Raw genomic sequence first — 15201 nt, 5'->3', positions numbered from 1 at the left:
GGTATGGGCAAGGGGCGCACATCGGACGGGACCACGGCCGTGCTGGCGGCGTTGCGCGATCACGCCGACGAACTCGATGCGCGCGCCGACGAGGTGCGCCGCGACGAGTTCGACTCGGTGCACCAGATGCGGGTGTCGACGCGGCGCCTGCGTAGCGTGCTCGGCAGCTACCGATCGCTGTTCCCGGACGGCGCGACCGACGGCGTGCGGGCCGAACTCCGATGGCTGGGTACGGTTCTCGGCAACGCCAGGGACGCCGAGGTGATGGCCGAGCGGTTTCGCGACCTGCTCGACTCGCAGCCGCCCGAACTGGTGCGCGGGCCCGTCCGCCACCGCCTGGTGGCGGCGAACGAGCTCGCCTACCGCGACGCGCACACCGAGGCGGTCGCCGCGCTGGACGGCACCCGCTACGAGGCGCTCCTGGCCTCGCTGGACGCCCTGCTCGCGGCGCCCCCGTACCGGGCGGACGCGGTCCCATTCGGGCTGCACCGGGCCCGTCGCAAGCTACGCAAGGCCGCGCGTAAGGCTGGACTCACCGCACGGGGCGCCGGCGAACCGACGCCGGAGCGCCTGCACACGGTCCGCAAGCGTGCCAAGGCGCTCCGGTACGCCGCCGAGGCGGCCGCATCCACCCGTCCCTCGCCCGTGCGGGCGGGCAAGGCGGCGAAGAAGCTACAGACCGTGCTCGGCGAACACCACGATTCCGTGGTCGCACGGTCTCGACTGCTCGTCGCGGCCGACCTGGCCCGCGGGGCGGGTGAGGACACCTTCACCTACGGCGTGCTGACCGCCGTCGAGGCCGACCGGGTCCGACGCGCCGTGCCGCGGTCTCGAAAGCTGGTGCGCAAGATCAGCTCTGCGAGCCGGAAGCTGTAGCCGGGTAGCCGAACTTCACCGTCCGCGCGGTGACATCGGCCTGAACCAGGCGTACGGACACCGCCTCGCCCTCCGGCGGATCACCGAGACACTTGCCGATCACCGTCGCCTGCGGCGCGAAGACCTCGGCCTCCCGCTTGCCGTCCACCCCGCGCAGCACCACCGCGTCGAACACCTCGCCCTCGCGGCCGGCGAGCAAGGTGGCCTCCGTGAGGTCCACGCAGGCCCGATCGACCTTGTTGGCCAACGTGTCCGAGCCCCTCATCAGATCGGACAGGGAGGGCAGGGCGTCGCGAACCCATTGCGGCACCGGTGTTCCCGCGCAGATCGCCAGGCACACCTCGGTACTGAACCGGTCCGAGAGGCGCCGCAGCGGCGCCGTCACGTGGGCGTACGGGGCACCGATCCCGGAATGCGTGACCAACTCCGGCACCTCGCCGTCGAACGCGGCGTAGCCCGCACCGCGCAGCAGCGAGGTCGCCTCGGTCATCATCACCAGCGTCGCGGGCGTGTTCGCTTCCAGGCCCGCGAGGAACTCGCCGACCGGGACCTGCTTCGGCCAGTCCATGCCGAGGGCGGTCGCGGCCCTGCGCAGTGCCGCGACCGCACCCGGCGCCGGGGCGGGCAGGGTGCGCAGCAGTCCGACGCCGGCGTCGATCATCAGCTTCGCCGCACACATCCCGGTCAGCAGCGACACCTCCGCGTTCCAGTCGTCGGCCTCGGTGCGCGGCTGCAGCTCGAGCCGCCACCCGTCGCCGTCGCCGACCACCTCCTGCTCGGGCAGCTTGAGCTCGATCGCGCCGCGGTCGATCGCGGACGCGAGTCGCAGCTTGCCGAACTCGGGCAGCGCCGCGATCGAGGGATGCAACGAGCCGGACTCCGAATCCGCCTGCACCCCTGCGTAGTCGAACCGCGCGACCGAACGCACCAGGGCGCGGGAGACCTCGACCGAGATCGGCTCCGCCCGCTCGTCGAGCTCGATCCGCCACAGCGCGGCAGGCCGCACCAGATCAGGGAGCAAGCTGGCCGCACCCTCGGACATCACCCGCGGGTGCAACGGCAGCGACCCGTCCGGCAGGTAGAAGGTCTGGCCGCGCCGCCTGACCTCCGCGTCCAGGTCCCCGCCGGGGACCACGACGGCCGCGACGTCGGCGATCGCGTAGTGCAGGACGAACCCGGTGGGCGTGCGCTCGAGGTGCAGGGCCTGGTCGAGGTCCATGGACGTCGGCGGGTCGATCGTGACCAGCGCCAGGTCGGTTCGGTCCGCGCGCTCGACCGCATATCGGTCGACCGCGGATTCCGCCTCCGCCATGGCCCTCGGAGGGAAGTCGGCGGTCAGCGAGAAGTCGGTCCGGATGGCACCGAAGTCGATCCCGCGGGCAGAGATACGCGTCATCACAACTGCCGAGCGTAGTGGCTCGCGCTGACCGCGCGGCCGACCGTCAGTTGTTCCAGTCGTCCTCGGCCTTGTCCGCGGCCTTGTTGCGCTCGGCCGCGATCTCCAACGCCCGCGCGGCGGTCTCGCGATCGGGATAGGGGCCCATCCGGTCGAGCCCGCGGGCGTCCTTGCCCTGACGCACCGAGCCGTCCGACACGCAGTAGTACCAGAGGTGCTCTTCGTCCTCAGTCATGCCTTCAGTGTGCCCGGTTCCCGGGACCCTCACCATCCGAACCGCCGACTCGAAATCTTTTCGGCCCGTTCGCTTGAGGACTGCACGCAAGCATGAGACTCTTACGCTCGGCAGGGTACGGCGTGTCACATCCACCGCACCCGTATCCAGGATTCGAGAGTATCCGCGCTGCACCGCCTCAACCCGTATGAAATGGAGAATCACCCGCATGGCCCCCATGTCTTACCTGCTCTACGATGCCCTCCTCCCGCATCTCGGAGCGGACGCCGCCCAGCACTGGGCGACCACCCTGGTCGTCAACCCGGTCTAAGGTCGGTCGTCACCAAAGATGCCCCCGCCGATTCGGCGGGGGCATCTTTTTGTGCGCTCGCCGCTCCGGTCTGCTCCGCCAGCCGCCGGTTCAGGTCTGCGACCTCAGCGGTGAGCCGGTGGATCTCGTCGGTGGCGTGCTTTGCCCCGTCCTCCTGGGCCGCGGCGACCCGTTCGACGAACCACGAGGCCAGGGACGCGGTGACGACACCGAGCAGCGCGACGCCGCCGAGCATCAGCCCGAACGCGATCAGGCGGCCCTCCGCCGTGGTGGGGTACCGATCCCCGTAGCCGACGGTGGTCACCGTCGTCACCCCCCACCAGAGCGCGTCCCCGAACCCGGTGATGTTCGCGTCCGGATTGGCACGTTCGGCGTCGAGGACCGCGAGGGCGGCGCAGAACACCAACAGCCCGGCCCCGCCGACCACGTATGCGCCGACCCTGCCCCGAAACGATCCGGCCATGCTGCGGCTGAGCGCGGCCAGCACCACCACCAGGCGCAGCGGACGCAGCACCGGGAGCAGCAGCGCCACCAGTTCGAAGAGGTTGGCCCGGACGAAGGCCCATCTCTCGCGCGCCCGCACGAGCCGGTCGCCGTAGTCGAGCGCGAAGGCGATCCACGTGACGATCATCGTGACGTCGCAGAGGAGCCGCATTCCTGGCGCCAGTCCCACCACCAGGATCGGGAGCGCGTAGGCCCCGAGGAAGACGAGCGAGGCGACAGTGAGGAAGGCGTCCCTCGACGACTTGAGCAATGTCATCGGCAGAGAGTAACGACTGCCGACCCGCACATTCTCGGTAAGTGGGCGGACGAGTTGGTCTGTAAGCCGGATCCTGTCCCCGGCGCCGAGGCGCCGGGTGGCGACCATCCATCTGGGCACACCGTTGCCGGGTACCTCGAGCGGTCCACCCGCAGGCTCGGGCGAGCAGCCCTCGAACACCTGCGCAGCCGCACCTTCGAGAAGGTGCGGCCTTCGACCTTGCTCCGGGCGGGGTTTACCTAGCCACCCCAGTCACCTGGGGTGCTGGTGCGCTCTTACCGCACCGTTTCACCCTCACCGACGCTCACGCGCCGGCGGTCTGTTCTCTGTGGCACTGTCCCGCGGGTCACCCCGGGTTGCCGTTAGCAACCGCCCTGCTCTGTGGAGTCCGGACTTTCCTCGGCCCTGGGCCTGCGCGCGCGAGCGCACGGTTCCCCGAGCCGCGGCCGCCCGACCAACTCGTCCGCCGCTACAGACTACTGCCTGCCGCGCACGTTTCCGACACTCGAACGCTTGTTTGACCGACGTCGACTGTCTACGGTCTAGCCATGGCCAGATACATCGCGTTGCTGCGGGGCATCAATGTCGGCGGGATCAACATCAAGATGGCGGACCTCAAGGACGCGATCTCCGGCCTCGGTTTCGACAACGTCAAGACCGTATTGGCCTCGGGCAATGTGCTTTTCGACTCCGACCGCACGGACCGGGAGGCGATCAAGTCCGATGTCGAGGCCTGCCTGCGGGAGAGGTTCGGCTACGACGCCTGGATCGTGCTGGTGGACCACCAGAGCCTGACCGCGATCGTCGAGGGCTTCCCGTTCGAGGCCGACAGGGACGGGTGGCACCCGTACGTCCTGCTGTCCTCGGACCCGGCGTCACTGGACGACATGTTCGCCGCCGCACAGTCTCTGGCGCTCGGCGACGAGGCGGTCGCGCTCGGCGACGGCGTCCTGTACTGGCATGTCGAACGCGGCCAGACCCTGCAGAGCCCGTTCGGAAAGCTCAGCGCCAAGGCCAAGTACAAGTCGACGACGACCAACCGGAACCTGCGCACGCTGCGCAAGCTGTTGTGACGGTCGGCTGAGGTACTCGCCGAATGATCTGGCTCGTCGGCGCCCTCGTCGCCCTGGTGCTGGCCGCCGCGATCCTCCGTCCGCACGGACTGCCCGAGGCGGCCGTCGCCGCGCCCGCCGCCGTGATCGTGGTGGCCGTCGGGGCGATCACCCCTGCGCAGGCGATGGAGGAGGTGCGCGCGCTCGGTCCGACCGTGGCGTTCCTCGCCGCGATCCTCGTGCTCGCCCACCTCGCGGACGCGAACGGCGTCTTCACGTGGACCGCGTCGGTCCTGCGGCGCGGTTCTCGGGGTCGCCCGAAGCGGCTGCTGGGCCTGGCATTCGCCGCCTGCGCGGTCACCACCGCGGTATTGAGCCTGGACGCCACTGTGGTGCTGTTGACGCCCGCGATCCTGGCAACCGCGACGAGGATGGGCATCTCGGCGCGCCCGGTGAACTATGCCGCGGCGCACCTGGCCAACTCGGCATCGACGCTGTTGCCGGTCTCGAACCTGACGAACCTGCTGGCCTTTTCGGCGACGGGCCTCGGCTTCCTCCACTTCGCCTCCCTGATGGCCTTGCCGTGGTTCTTCGCGATCGCCGTGGAGTTCGCGGTGTTCCGGCTCTTCTTCGCGCGCGACCTCGCCGCACCGTCGGAACCGGCCCCGACACCGACGCCGACCCGGCTCGCGCCGGCGCCGCGCTGGGCCCTGACGGTCCTGGGTCTGACCCTGCTGGGCTTCGCGCTGTCCGGCCTGATCGGGGTGGCCCCGGTGTGGATCGCGGTCGCCGGCGCGGTCCTGCTCGGTGTGCCCGCGCTGAAGGAGGGGCGCACCAGGCCGCGGTCGATGCTCGCGGCGGCCGATCCCTACTTCGCGGTGTTCGTGCTCGCGCTGGGGATCCTCGTCGCTCCCCTGACCGACGGGGAGGTCGGCGACTGGGTCGGAGCCCTACTGCCACATTCCGAGTCGTTCACCGCCCTGCTGGTGACGGCTTCCGTCGCCGCGATCGCCGCGAACCTGATCAACAACCTGCCCGCCACCCTTCTGATGATCGGCGCCCTCGGGCCGGGCGCACCGACCGGACTGCTCCTGGCGATGCTGATCGGCGTGAACCTCGGGCCGAACCTGACCTACACCGGGTCCCTGGCAACGCTGCTTTGGCGCCGGGTCGCGACCCGGTGTGGGCAGCCGCCGACGCTGAAGACCTTCACGATGCTCGGCCTGATCAGCACTCCCCTGACCATCGTCGGCGCCGTCGCCGCGCTGTGGCTGGCGCTCTGACACCGCAGGGGCGGGCGCGGGCGGAGCGCCTCACCGGCCCGGACGCGTCCTGACGCGGTCGCCCGAGAACACGAAGCGCCCGCCTCCACAACAGGGAGACGGGCGCTTCGCGTCGGGGACGTTCCCGCGGGGTCCGGTCAGACGGTCACGGACACCTTCTCCGCGGACGGCGGCAGATCGGGGTCCTCGTCGGCGAACGGGTCGCCGTTGCGGGGCGCGTTGTAGAGCTCCTCGTCGAGGATCCCCTCCCGCTTGGCGACGATGGTCGGGACCAGCGCCTGCCCGGTGACGTTGAGCGCTGTGCGGCCCATGTCGACGATCGGCTCGACGGCCAGCAACAGCCCGACACCCGCGAGCGGCAGACCAAGGGTGGACAGGGTCAGCGTGAGCATCACGGTGGCGCCGGTGGTGCCCGCGGTGGCGGCCGAACCGATCACCGAGACCACGACGATCAGCAGGTAGTCCGTCAGGGTCAGATCGATGCCGTAGAACTGGGCCACGAAGATCGCGGCGATGGCCGGGTAGATCGCGGCGCAGCCGTCCATCTTGGTGGTCGCGCCGAGCGGCACCGCAAACGACGCGTACTCACGCGGAACGCCCAGGTTGCGCTCGGTGACCCGCTCGGTCAGCGGCAGGGTGCCGATCGAGGACCGCGACACGAAGCCGAGCTGGGTGGCCGGCCACACGCCGGAGAAGAACTGCTTGACCGAGAGCCCGTGCACGCGAACGAGAATCGGGTACACGACGAAGAAGACGATGGCCAGGCCTATGTAGACGGCCAGGGTGAACACACCCAGCTGCCCGATCGCGTCCCACCCGTAGGTGGCCACGGCCTTGGCGATCAGCGCGGCGGTGCCGATCGGCGCGAGCCGGATGATCCACCAGAGCACCTTCTGCACGATCGCGAGCAACGAGGCGTTCAGCTCCAGGAACGGCTCGGCCTTCTTCCCCACCTTGAGCGCCGCGATCCCGACCGCGATCGCGATGACCAGCAACTGCAGGACGTTGAAGCTCAGCGACGTGGTCGCGGCACCCGCGTCCGTGACCGTCGTCTTCGCGCCGAGGGCGAGGAAGTTCTGCGGCACCAGGCCGGTCAGGAACGCCCACCAGGAGCCGGACCCCTTCGGGACCGCGGCGTCGTCGGGATTGACGGACGTGTTCGAGCCGGGCTGGGTGATCAGCCCGACCGCGATGCCGATCAGCACCGCGATGAACGCGGTGATCGCGAACCACAGCAGCGTCTGGACGGCGAGACGGGCGGCGTTGGCCACCTGGCGGAGGTTGGCGATGGAGCTGACGATCGCCGTGAAGACCAGCGGGATCACGGCCACGGTCAGCAGCGCGACGTAGCTCGAACCGATGGTCGTGACCGTGCCGGTCAGCCAGTTGGGACTGCCGTCGTCGGCGAGGGGCATCGAGCGGGCCAGCAGTCCGATGAGGACACCGGCGATGAGGCCGACGACGATCTGGGGACCGAAGGAGGTTGCCCAGCCGGGCAGGCGCCTGGTGCGGGCGAGGGTGGGGGCCGACATGTGACGGACCTTTCGTGATGGGTGCGCAGCAGCAGGCACGCTCGTTCGAGCGTGGGTGGGTGGGTGCGCGGGGAGTGCTGACGGACGCCGGGCCCGGGACAGACGTCGACCGGGTGGCGGGAATGGATGGGTCAGCGCATACAGACAGCGCTCGCCTGCAGACAGTTGTCGACATACCGTCGACTGGTCAGCAGCGAGTTCACCCGGAGCATGTTACTCCCGCTAAGAAACGCGCCGCGCGCCGGTGAGTGTGTTGCACCCCGACAGGGGTAGAACACACTCACGGTGGCGCGGCCGCACTACAGGTGCGAGGTGTCGTTGACGAGGCGCACCGATGCGCCGCCGTCGGGGTAGAACTCGGCGATGGACAGCGAGGCCAGGTCCAGGTGCAGCCGGTAGAGCAGCGACGGCCCGACATCAAGCGCCATCTGCAGCAGGGTCTTGATCGGCGTGACGTGCGAGACCAGCAGCAGGTTCGCACCGGGGAACTCGGCCATGAGTTCGTCGCGTGCCCGCTCGATGCGCGCCCGCACCTCGTCGAAGCTCTCGCCGCCGGGCGGCCGGACGGAGGTGTCGGAGATCCACCGGCGATGCAACTCGGGGTCGCGTGCGGACGCCTCCCCGAAGGTCAATCCCTCCCAGTCACCGAAATCCGTCTCGATCAGCCCCTCGTGGACCCGGACCGGCAGCGACAGCTCGGCGGCCACCGCCTCGGCTGTCTGCCGTGCCCGACCCAGCGGCGACGACAGGACCGCCGTGATGCCGCCACGCTCGCCGATCCGCTTCGCCGCCGCGCGGGCCTGCGCCAGACCGAGATCGGTCAGCTCCGGGTTGCCGCGGCCAGAGTAGCGGCGCTCGACCGACAGCGCGGTCTGGCCGTGCCGCAGCAGCAGCATCCTGGTCGGCTTCCCCAGAGCGCCGGTCCATCCCGGCGACACGGGGGCGGCTGCCTGCTTCTCGGTTTCCTCCGTGAGCGCCGCCGAGGCTGGGGCCGTCAGGTTCGTCGGCTGCCCGTCCATCGCCTCGTTCGCGAGCCGGTCGGCGTGCGAGTTCTCGGCCCGCGGGATCCACGTGTAGTCCACCCGGTCGAAACCGGCGGCCAGTTCGCCCGCCTGCCGGGCGAGCGGCTTCATGTCCGGGTGCTTGACCTGCCAGCGCCCGGACATCTGCTCGACGACCAGCTTCGAGTCCATCCGCACCGACACCGAGCCGGCGCCGAGTTCCGCGGCTGCGGCCAGCCCCGCGATCAGCCCGCGGTACTCGGCGACGTTGTTGGTCGCGATGCCGATGGACTCGCCGCGCTCGGCCAGCACCCGGTCGTGGTCGGAGTCGAAAACGACCGCGCCGTAGCCGGCCGGTCCCGGGTTCCCGCGTGAGCCGCCGTCCGCCTCGACGAAAACGTGACCCACGGAGCGACCCCCGGGCGCAGGAGCGGAGCCCGCGGAGCGACCCAAGGGCGCAGTCACAGACCGGATTCCTTGGTACGCACCATGATCGCGTTGCACTCGGGGCAGCGGATCAGCGTCTCGGGATCGGCCTTGGCGATGCGGGAGATCTCGCCGCGGTCGATCTCGATCCGGCAGGCGCCGCACCGGCGGGCCTGCAGCAGCGCGGCACCGGGGCCGCCTGCCGACCGCTGACGGTCGTAGATGGCCAGCAGGTCGGCCGGGAACTCCGACTCGAGCGCGGCTCGGTCACTCACGCACCGCTGCTCGGCCGCGTCGAGGTCGGCGGCGGCGTCGTCGCGGCGACGGTTTGCGTCGATGAGGGCGTCATCGATCTGGCTCAGCTGCGCGCCCGCGTGCTCGTAGTCGGACTGCGAGGCCTCGCGACGCTCCATCACCTCGAGCAGTTCGTCCTCGAGGATCGACTGCCTGCGCTCGAGGCTGCCGAGCTCGTGCTCCAGCTCGGTGAGCTGCTTGGCCCCGACGGTGCCGCCCTGCAGCAGCTTCCTGTCGCGCTCCTCGCGCTGGCGGACGGCGTCCACCTCGCCCTCGAGCTTCTTGATGTCCCGATCCAGGTCGTCGAGGACGATCTCCACCGCGACCGCGGCGTCCTTGCGCGCCACGCGGTCGGACTCGAGGCGCTGCACCTCGTCCTGCTCGGGCAGCGTCCGGCGGCGGTGCGCGATCCTGGCCAGCTCGGTATCCACCGCGGCGAGGTCGAGCAGCTTGGCCTGAATCCGGGGTTCGACGTTCACGCGGGCGGGCTCCTGCTTGTGCTGAGTGGGGTTATTGGCCCCGCTACCGTACCGCTCTGCGGGGCGTGTCCAGTACAGCTCCGCAGCGGTCACCGCACCCGCCCGACGAATACCTCGATTCCGTCGAGGACGCACCGCAGTCCGAGTTCGAACCCGTCCCGGTCCCCCAGCTCGAATGCGCCGCCGTCGATGGCGTCGATCAGCGCGGGATAGTCGCCGGGGCGCCGATCGACGATCGACGAGACCGAACCGAGCCACTCCCCGCGCCATTGCTCGGCCGTCGCGTCGGGCAACGCCGCCTGAACGGCCGCGCCCCGCACATGCCCGAGGAGCAGCAGGAACAGTTGGTGGACATCGCGGTGCGCCAGCCCGGTCTCGGCGAATGCCCGCAGCGCCGAGTCCATCCAGCCGAGCTGATTCGGGCCCATCACCCCCTGGTCGCCGGTCGACGCGAGCACCCAGGGGCGCCGCACGAACAGGCGGTGGAGCTCGCGCGCCCACGCCTCCAGCCGCGGCCGCCAGCCGCCCTCGATGTCGCTCAGATCCGGCGGCGGGCCGATCGCCTCGTCCAGCATCAGCGTGAGGAGCGTCGCCTTGTCGGGGACGTAGCGGTACAGCGAGGTGGTGGTGAACCCGAACTCGGCGGCCACCCGCTGCAGCGACACCGCATCCAGCCCACCCGCATCGGCGATGGCGACGGCGGCCGCGACCACCTCGCGGACGCTCAGGCTCGGGCGCCGCCCCCGGCGCGCGGGTTCCTCGTCTCGCCACAACAGCTCGAATGCCCTGGTCATCTGTTCTCCTCCGTTGCCGCCTCGGTCCGCGATTGACCGCGAACCGAAACTGTGTATAACCTACACTCAATCGTGAACGGCATTCACAGTGAATTCGATTCGCACTTACTATATGGAGGCACCCATGATCGAGTCGACAACGGCACGCAGCGGCAACGTCCTCATCTCCGGGGCCAGCCTGGCCGGCCCCGCCCTGGCGTTCTGGCTGCACCGGTTCGGTTTCTCGGCCACCGTCGTCGAGCGCGCGCCGCGGCTGCGCGAGGGCGGCCAGGCTGTCGACTTCCGTGGCGCGGCGCACTTGCAGATGCTGACCCGAATGGGCCTGCTCGACGAGATCCGCGAACTCCGGACGCCCGGCGGCCGACTGAACGTCATCGACGCCGACGGCCGGACGCTGGCCAGCCTGCCCCCCGAGTTCACCGGCGGCGACGTCGAGATCCAGCGCGGCGACCTCGCCCAGCTCCTCTTCGACAAGACCGAGGGCTACACCGAGTACGTCTTCGGCGACTCGATCACCGGACTCACCGACACCGACGAGGGCGTGCACGTCACCTTCGAGCACGGCGCACCGCGCACCTTCGACCTGGTGATCGGCGCCGACGGCCTGCACTCCAACGTCCGCAAGCTGACCTTCGGTGACGAGTCCCGGTTCCTCGCCCAGTCCGGCTACTACGTCGCGATCTTCAACGCGCCCAACACGATCGGCCTCGGCGACGACACCGTCCTCTACAACGAGCCGGGCGTCGGCGTGATGGCGTACGGCACCAGGAGCGGCGACGAGTGCGAGGTCATGTGCCTGTTCGAGTCGGCCCCCATCGACTACGACCACCGCGACATCGACCAGCAGAAGCGGATACTCGCCGACGTCATGGCCGGCGTCGGCTGGCAGACGCAGACCCTGATGCGCGAGCTCGAGTCCGCGACGAGCTTCTACTTCGACTCGATCAGCGTGGTCGAGATGGACCGCTACAGCGAGGGCCGGATCGCCCTGATCGGCGATGCCGGTTACGGCGCCACCTGCGGCGGAATGGGTGCGGGCATGTCGCTGATCAGTGCCTACGTGCTGGCCGCCGAGCTGGCCGCCGCGGACGGCGACCACCGCGCCGCGTTCGCGCGGTACGAGGAGCAGATCCGCGGCTACGCGACGGCCTGCCAGAAGATCGCCAAGGGCGCCGGCCCCTTCCTCGCCCCGCCGACCGCGAAGAAGCTCACCCAGCGAAATCGGATGTACAAGGTGCTGACCTTCGGCCCGCTCAGCCGGCTGCTGGCGTGGATGTCCACCCGAGCGGCAAACGCCATCGACGTCGGCCGCTACGAGAGCGTGCCCGAGCGGGTGCGGGCGACGAGCTAGCAGCCGCCCAGCGTCCACGGGTCGGTGCGGACAGTGGAGACGGCGCTCGCCCACCCGGGGGTCCCGGCGAACCGGGCGTCCAGCACTCCCCTGGCCTGGTCGCACCAGGGGAACTCGCTGGCCCAATGCGCGACGTCGACCAGCGCAGGGCCGCCCGCGCGCAGGTGCTCGTCCGCGGGGTGATGACGCAGGTCCGCCGTCACGTAGGCATCCACCCCGCGGGCGGCGGCGACACCGAGCAGCGAGTCACCCGATCCGCCGCACACCGCCACGGTCCGCACCGGCGTTTCCGGGTCTCCCGCCGCGCGCACTCCCCAGGTGGTCTCGGGCAGGGCCGCCCGCACCCGGGCGGTGAACTGGCGCAACGTCTCCGGAGCCGCGAGCTCACCGATCCGGCCGATGCCCCGCGGCGACCCGGTGTCGGCCAGCTCGAGGACGTCGAAGGCCGGCTCCTCGTAGGGGTGGGCGGCACGGAGCGCGCCGAGCACCCGGCGTCGCAGCGACCGCCTGGCCACCACCTCCACCCGGTCCTCGGCCACCCGCTCGAGCCGGCCGACCTCGCCGAGCGCCGGGTTCGCGGCCGCGCCCGGCAGGAACTGTCCGGTGCCGGTGACCGTCCAGCTGCAGTCGCGGTAGTCCCCGACCTCGCCCGCACCGGCGTCGAACAACGCCCGGCGCACGGCGTCGGTGTCCGAGATGGGGACCATCACCACCCACTTGTCGAGCGGCTCCGACGGCGCCGGGTCCAGCGGGCCAGTCACCGTCAGCCCCAGTGCCCGCGCCAGCGCGTCGGACACCCCCGGGTCGGCGGAATCGGCGTTGGTGTGCGCGGTGTACAGCGCGCAGCCGGCCCGGATCAGACGGTGTACCAGCGCGCCCTTCGGGGTGTGCGCACCGACGGTGTCCACCCCGCGCAGCAGCAACGGATGGTGCACGAGCAGCAGCTGCGCGCCCCAGGCCAGCGCCTCCTCGACCACCGACTCGGTGGCATCGACGGCGATCAGCACCCGGCTGACCTCGTCACCCGGGTCGCCGCACACCAGGCCGACAGAGTCCCAGCTCTCGGCCAGCGCGGGCGGATAGGCCCGCTCCAGCGCCTCGATCACCTCGGCCAGCCGAACGGCCATCACAGCACCTCTCTCATCGCGTCGACCAACACCCTCGCCTTGGCGGGCTCCCGGACCGCGACCCGCAGGTGGTCGGGGCCGAGGCCGGGGAACGTGTCACAGCGCCGGACCGCGATCCCCTTGTCCCGCAGTCGCGTCCGCACCGCCTCGCCGTCGGGGACCAGGAGCAGCAGGAACGGCCCCCGTGCGGGCAGCTGCACGGCGACACCCGCCTCGGTCAGCATCGCCACCATCTCCGCACGCTCGGCCTCGATCACCTCGGCCTCGCGGCGCGCCCACGCGACGGCATCCGGCTCGCTACACGCCCGGATCGCCTCCACCTGCAGGCTGCCCAGCGGCCAGTGCGCCCGCCCGACCTGCAAGCGTGCCAGCAACTCCGGCGGGCCGAGCACGTACCCACACCGCAGCCCCGCCAGCGCGAACGTCTTGGTCAGGCTGCGCAGGACCAGCACGTCGGGCAGGGACTGGCCTGCCAGCGACTCCGGCTCGCCGGGCACGGCGTCCGCGAACGCCTCGTCGACGACCACGATCCGGCCGGGCCTGCGCAGCGCCAGGATGTCCGCGGCGGGGTGCAGCACCGACGTCGGGTTGGTCGGGTTACCGATCACCACCAGATCCGCGCCCTCGGGGACCGCGGCCGGGTCCAGCCGGTACGGCTCGTCCAGCAGCACCGTCTCGACCGGGACGCCCGCCTCCCGCAGCGCCCACTCGGGCTCGGTGAACGAGGGGTGGATCAGCGCCGCCCGCGCGGGCGCCAGCCGCGGCAGCATGGCGAACCCCTCGGCGCCGCCCGAGAGCAGCAGCACCTCCTCGCGGCGGCGGCCGTGCCGGGCGGCGACCTGGTCCCGCGCGGCCTCCTCCGCCGCGACCTCCGGGTACCGACCCAGCGTTCCCAGCGCGTCGACGAGGCGTCGGCGCAGCCAGTCGGGCGGCCCGTCGCCGCGCACGTTGACGGCGAAGTCGAGCAGTCCGGGTTCGGCGTCGATGTCGCCGTGATGCCGCAGGTCGGTCCACTGCGGGGAGCGGGTGTCCACGAGGGGAGTTTATGGCGGTCGCGTCGCCGTACCGGACAACGGGCAGGATGGAGGCGTGAGCCCCAGCGTGACACTCTTCGACCTCGACGGCACCCTGACCGATTCGGCGCCCGGCATCGTGGCCGGCTTCCGGCACGCGCTGGCCGCGGTCGGCGCCCCCGAACCCGACGGCGACGTGCTCGACCGGATCGTCGGCCCGCCGATGGTGGACACCCTGCGCTCGCTCGGGCTCGACGAGGCGACCACCCAGCGCGCCCTGGCCAGCTACTTCGAGCGCTACGACGAGATCGGCTGGGCGGAGAACGCGGTGTTCGACGGCATCGGCGAGCTGCTCACCGCCGCCGCGAGCCGCGGGTCCCGGCTGGCGGTCGCGACATCGAAATCGGAACGGTTCGCGCGCCGGATCCTCGAACACTTCGCGCTCGCCGAGCACTTCGAGGTGATCGCAGGGGCCTCCGACGACGGCACCGCGCGCCGCGCCAAGGTCGACGTGATCGAGCATGCGCTGCGCGGGCTGGGCATCGAACCGGTCGACGCGGGGCGCGGCGGCACCCGCGACGTGGTGATGGTCGGCGACCGTGAACACGACGTGCACGGCGCCGCGCACTGGGGCATCCCGACCGTGTTCGTCGGCTGGGGTTACGGCTCCGCCGAGGAAGCCGAGGGCGCCCGCTGGTCGGTGGACACCGTCGACGAGCTCGGGAGGGTCCTCGATGCTGCCTGCTGAGGCGAGCGAAGCGACGGGGGATGTCGCTGACGCGCCGCTGCACATCACCTTCGTCTGCACCGGCAACATCTGCCGGTCCCCGATGGCCGAGAAGATCCTGCTCGGGCACCTTCGCGAGGCGGGCCTCGACGCGCGGGTCCGGGTGTCGAGCGCGGGCACCGGCGACTGGCACGTCGGGCACGAGGCCGACCACCGCACCAACGCGGTCCTGCGCGGGCACGGCTACCCCACCGGGCACCGGGCGGCGCAGGTCGACCGCGACCACCTCGACGCCGACCTGGTCGTCGCGCTCGACAGCGGGCACGACCGCGCGCTGGCGCATCTCGGGGTGCCCGCGGAGCGGCGGCGGCTGCTGCGCAGCTTCGACCCGGACGCGGACGGCGACTCGGTGCCGGACCCGTACTACGGCGACCGCGCCGACTTCGAGCTCGTGCGCGAGCAGATCGAGGCCGCCGTGCCCGGCCTGCTGCAGTGGGTGCGCGAGCAGCGCTGAATCGGACACCGGCCGACCGGGCCGGTCGGCG

At 71.1% G+C, this 15201-nt stretch carries 15 protein-coding genes and 1 other RNA gene; 6 read left to right on the top strand and 10 right to left on the bottom strand.

The genetic code is table 11. The features are described from left to right. Nucleotides 1–3: 3 nt before the first annotated feature. Nucleotides 4–876, top strand: coding sequence for a CHAD domain-containing protein (locus ACWFRB_RS17085; RefSeq protein ID WP_452642301.1), 873 nt, complete (start codon nt 4–6; stop codon nt 874–876). Here ACWFRB_RS17085 and ACWFRB_RS17080 read toward each other — a convergent pair. The 4 genes from ACWFRB_RS17080 to rnpB form a co-directional block, all read right to left on the bottom strand. Next, on the bottom strand, nt 851–2272 hold the full coding sequence (locus ACWFRB_RS17080; RefSeq protein WP_452642300.1) for an RNB domain-containing ribonuclease: 1422 nt from the start codon (nt 2270–2272) through the stop codon (nt 851–853). The genes ACWFRB_RS17085 and ACWFRB_RS17080 overlap by 26 nt on opposite strands. Before the next feature lie 46 nt (nt 2273–2318). Further along, nucleotides 2319–2507 carry a hypothetical protein gene (locus tag ACWFRB_RS17075; protein WP_452642299.1) on the bottom strand — a complete coding sequence of 63 codons (189 nt, stop codon included), beginning with the start codon at nt 2505–2507 and terminating at the stop codon, nt 2319–2321. A 296-nt stretch (nt 2508–2803) separates the two neighbouring features. Further along, on the bottom strand, nt 2804–3577 hold the full coding sequence (locus ACWFRB_RS17070; protein ID WP_452642298.1) for a potassium channel family protein: 774 nt from the start codon (nt 3575–3577) through the stop codon (nt 2804–2806). Nucleotides 3578–3623: 46 nt separating this feature from the next. Then, nucleotides 3624–4039: RNase P RNA component class A (rnpB, locus tag ACWFRB_RS17065), an RNA gene on the bottom strand. 86 nt (nt 4040–4125) lie between these two features. On the opposite strand from rnpB, the gene ACWFRB_RS17060 reads away from it, so the two are divergent. Both ACWFRB_RS17060 and ACWFRB_RS17055 read left to right on the top strand, forming a co-directional pair. Continuing rightward, nucleotides 4126–4650 (top strand): DUF1697 domain-containing protein, encoded by a 525-nt coding sequence (locus ACWFRB_RS17060; protein ID WP_452642297.1) that lies wholly within the window; start codon nt 4126–4128, stop codon nt 4648–4650. Between the two features lie 23 nt (nt 4651–4673). Then, complete coding sequence (locus ACWFRB_RS17055; protein WP_452642296.1) at nt 4674–5912, top strand: SLC13 family permease; 1239 nt, start codon at nt 4674–4676, stop codon at nt 5910–5912. Nucleotides 5913–6049: 137 nt separating this feature from the next. Here ACWFRB_RS17055 and ACWFRB_RS17050 read toward each other — a convergent pair whose 3' ends face one another. The 4 genes from ACWFRB_RS17050 to ACWFRB_RS17035 all read right to left on the bottom strand — a co-directional run bounded on the left by ACWFRB_RS17050 (nt 6050) and on the right by ACWFRB_RS17035 (nt 10438). Beyond that, nucleotides 6050–7444, bottom strand: coding sequence for a dicarboxylate/amino acid:cation symporter (locus ACWFRB_RS17050; RefSeq protein WP_452642295.1), 1395 nt, complete (start codon nt 7442–7444; stop codon nt 6050–6052). Nucleotides 7445–7743: 299 nt separating this feature from the next. Next, on the bottom strand, nt 7744–8853 hold the full coding sequence (locus tag ACWFRB_RS17045; protein WP_452642312.1) for a bifunctional RNase H/acid phosphatase: 1110 nt from the start codon (nt 8851–8853) through the stop codon (nt 7744–7746). Between the two features lie 53 nt (nt 8854–8906). Next, nucleotides 8907–9644, bottom strand: a complete 738-nt coding sequence (locus ACWFRB_RS17040; RefSeq protein WP_452642294.1) for a zinc ribbon domain-containing protein — start codon at nt 9642–9644, stop codon at nt 8907–8909. Between the two features lie 89 nt (nt 9645–9733). After that, nucleotides 9734–10438 carry a TetR/AcrR family transcriptional regulator C-terminal domain-containing protein gene (locus tag ACWFRB_RS17035; protein WP_452642293.1) on the bottom strand — a complete coding sequence of 235 codons (705 nt, stop codon included), beginning with the start codon at nt 10436–10438 and terminating at the stop codon, nt 9734–9736. 124 nt (nt 10439–10562) lie between these two features. Here ACWFRB_RS17035 and ACWFRB_RS17030 point away from each other — a divergent pair, with 124 nt between their 5' ends. Beyond that, a complete protein-coding gene (locus ACWFRB_RS17030; protein WP_452642292.1) occupies nt 10563–11789 on the top strand; it encodes an FAD-dependent monooxygenase in 1227 nt (408 codons plus the stop codon). Here the strand turns inward: ACWFRB_RS17030 and ACWFRB_RS17025 are convergent. After that, complete coding sequence (locus ACWFRB_RS17025; protein WP_452642291.1) at nt 11786–12916, bottom strand: Nif3-like dinuclear metal center hexameric protein; 1131 nt, start codon at nt 12914–12916, stop codon at nt 11786–11788. The genes ACWFRB_RS17030 and ACWFRB_RS17025 overlap by 4 nt on opposite strands. Continuing rightward, nucleotides 12916–13950: an Rv2231c family pyridoxal phosphate-dependent protein CobC gene (cobC, locus tag ACWFRB_RS17020; RefSeq protein WP_452642290.1), complete on the bottom strand. Its 1035-nt coding sequence runs from the start codon at nt 13948–13950 to the stop codon at nt 12916–12918. Before cobC ends, ACWFRB_RS17025 begins: the two co-directional genes overlap by 1 nt. 55 nt (nt 13951–14005) lie before the next feature. On the opposite strand from cobC, the gene ACWFRB_RS17015 reads away from it, so the two are divergent. Then, nucleotides 14006–14677 carry an HAD hydrolase-like protein gene (locus ACWFRB_RS17015; RefSeq protein WP_452642289.1) on the top strand — a complete coding sequence of 224 codons (672 nt, stop codon included), beginning with the start codon at nt 14006–14008 and terminating at the stop codon, nt 14675–14677. Next, nucleotides 14664–15170 carry a low molecular weight protein-tyrosine-phosphatase gene (locus ACWFRB_RS17010; RefSeq protein WP_452642288.1) on the top strand — a complete coding sequence of 169 codons (507 nt, stop codon included), beginning with the start codon at nt 14664–14666 and terminating at the stop codon, nt 15168–15170. The genes ACWFRB_RS17015 and ACWFRB_RS17010 overlap by 14 nt, the downstream gene beginning before the upstream one ends. Nucleotides 15171–15201: the final 31 nt, after the last annotated feature.

This window comes from Rhodococcus sp. NPDC055112 (genome assembly GCF_053607505.1).
Note: the sequence above shows the minus strand (reverse complement) of the source record. Positions and strands in the feature narration are given on the sequence as shown.

Bases quoted from the DNA above. Each gene is read 5' to 3' on its own strand.
- ACWFRB_RS17085 (WP_452642301.1), top strand. From the start codon at position 4: ATGGGCAAGGGGCGCACATCGGACGGGACCACGGCCGTGCTGGCGGCG.
- ACWFRB_RS17080 (WP_452642300.1), bottom strand. From the start codon at position 2,272: ATGACGCGTATCTCTGCCCGCGGGATCGACTTCGGTGCCATCCGGACC.
- ACWFRB_RS17075 (WP_452642299.1), bottom strand. From the start codon at position 2,507: ATGACTGAGGACGAAGAGCACCTCTGGTACTACTGCGTGTCGGACGGC.
- ACWFRB_RS17070 (WP_452642298.1), bottom strand. From the start codon at position 3,577: ATGACATTGCTCAAGTCGTCGAGGGACGCCTTCCTCACTGTCGCCTCG.
- ACWFRB_RS17060 (WP_452642297.1), top strand. From the start codon at position 4,126: ATGGCCAGATACATCGCGTTGCTGCGGGGCATCAATGTCGGCGGGATC.
- ACWFRB_RS17055 (WP_452642296.1), top strand. From the start codon at position 4,674: ATGATCTGGCTCGTCGGCGCCCTCGTCGCCCTGGTGCTGGCCGCCGCG.
- ACWFRB_RS17050 (WP_452642295.1), bottom strand. From the start codon at position 7,444: ATGTCGGCCCCCACCCTCGCCCGCACCAGGCGCCTGCCCGGCTGGGCA.
- ACWFRB_RS17035 (WP_452642293.1), bottom strand. From the start codon at position 10,438: ATGACCAGGGCATTCGAGCTGTTGTGGCGAGACGAGGAACCCGCGCGC.
- ACWFRB_RS17030 (WP_452642292.1), top strand. From the start codon at position 10,563: ATGATCGAGTCGACAACGGCACGCAGCGGCAACGTCCTCATCTCCGGG.
- ACWFRB_RS17025 (WP_452642291.1), bottom strand. From the start codon at position 12,916: ATGGCCGTTCGGCTGGCCGAGGTGATCGAGGCGCTGGAGCGGGCCTAT.
- ACWFRB_RS17010 (WP_452642288.1), top strand. From the start codon at position 14,664: ATGCTGCCTGCTGAGGCGAGCGAAGCGACGGGGGATGTCGCTGACGCG.